The sequence below is a fragment of the Bradyrhizobium sp. Mp27 genome (assembly GCF_029953005.1).
Classification (GTDB): domain Bacteria; phylum Pseudomonadota; class Alphaproteobacteria; order Rhizobiales; family Xanthobacteraceae; genus Bradyrhizobium; species Bradyrhizobium barranii.
The window spans coordinates 1-537 of record NZ_JASAUS010000618.1 but is presented as its reverse complement, the minus strand read 5'-3'; the positions used below and the strand labels follow the sequence as shown (position 1 = coordinate 537).

1 pseudogene is annotated in these 537 nt (G+C 60.0%); it reads right to left on the bottom strand.

The features are described from left to right. Positions 1-114: 114 nt before the first annotated feature. Positions 115-537, bottom strand: a pseudogene (gene istA, locus QJT78_RS52020) (IS21 family transposase); the annotation flags it as partial.

Genomic DNA, 537 nt, shown 5'->3' with positions numbered 1-537 from the left:
GATTGTTCCATCGCCTTCAGTCTCCTCTCGGCTCTCTGACAAGCCAAGGATCGCAGAGCGAAAGCCGAAGCGAAACCAGTCAATCAAATGGGAGAAAAGCTCCGCTTACCATTTGTCGAGCAGCCAGGCGTTTAACTCGTCGAGGGTTTTGAACCGCAGCCGCGGCGTGAAGAAGCGTTCCCGGACCAGCCCGACCTGGTTCTCGACTTGCCCCTTCTCCCAGCCCGACGCTGGCGTACAGGCGACCGGATCGACCAGATAGTGGCTGCACATCTGCAGGAAGCGGCGATTGTAGAGACGGCCTTTACCGACAAAGATCGTCTCCACCGCGGTCTTCATGTTGTCGTAGATGCCGCGGGTGCAGGTGCCTTTGAACAAGGCGAATGCCCGGTCGTGGGCGTCGAACACCATCTCCTGCGTCTCCCGCGGATAGGCCCGCACGAACAGCATGCGGCTGTGACAGAGCCGGACATGAGCAGCCTTCACCATCACCGTGGTGCCGCTCAGCAGGACGACCTCGTGGCTCCAGTCGAACTG